1 protein-coding gene is annotated in these 680 nt (G+C 75.3%); it reads right to left on the reverse strand.

Annotated features, from left to right (window positions below):
* Nucleotides 1-96 precede the first annotated feature (96 nt).
* Complete coding sequence (locus CCN37_RS38580; protein WP_210408438.1) at nt 97-585, reverse strand: methyltransferase dimerization domain-containing protein; 489 nt, start codon at nt 583-585, stop codon at nt 97-99.
* Nucleotides 586-680 lie beyond the last annotated feature (95 nt).

Here is a 680-nt window from a genome sequence, read left to right on the forward strand (position 1 = left end):
AACGTCCTGGCCGGTGTCGTGGCCGCCCATCCGCACCTGCGGGCCGAGGTGTTCGACCTGCCGCAGCTGGAGGCCGACTTCACGGCGCACGTGGCCTCACTGGGCATGAGCGGCCGGCTCGGCGTCCTCCGCCATCCGCACCAGACCGTCCTTCTTCTCCTCGCTCTCGTACAGCTGGTCGAACATGTCGTCGCCGGAGTAGGTCGCCGCCTGCGGGGCGCCCGTCCGCAGGCCCTCCGCCAGCCGCTCCCACGCCGGGTACATCACCCGGTCGGCCAGGTGCAGGAAGCCGCTCAGCGACGCCGGGTCGCCCGGCACCAGCAGTCGGCCGGAGACGGCGCTGTTGGCCCAGGCGCCCTGCGGGGTGCGCTCCAGGAAGCCGAGTTCGGCGAGGGCGGCCAGGAAGTGGTCGCAGCCGCGCGGGTGCAGCCCCAGCTTCTCCCGCAGCCGCTCCTCGGGCAGCGGCCCCGCGGCCAGCGCGGCGAACAGTCCCAGTTCGGTGCCCGCCAGCACCAGCTTCGCCGGCTGGAAGGCCATGGCCTGGCCGAGCACCTGCCCGGCCCGGGCCGTCACGGTCTCACTCATGCGCCCACCCCGCCGTCACGGCGCGACCGCCGCGGCCCGCGCCACCACGTCCGCCAGCACCGCGTCCGGATCGGCCACCGAGCCGGGCCCGTCCG

Source organism: Allokutzneria sp. NRRL B-24872 (assembly GCF_002155965.1).
Taxonomy (GTDB): domain Bacteria; phylum Actinomycetota; class Actinomycetes; order Mycobacteriales; family Pseudonocardiaceae; genus Allokutzneria.

What these genes read in the sequence shown, in the direction of transcription:
- CCN37_RS38580 (WP_210408438.1), bottom strand. Translation starts at nt 585, where the DNA reads ATGAGTGAGACCGTGACGGCCCGGGCCGGGCAGGTGCTCGGCCAGGCC.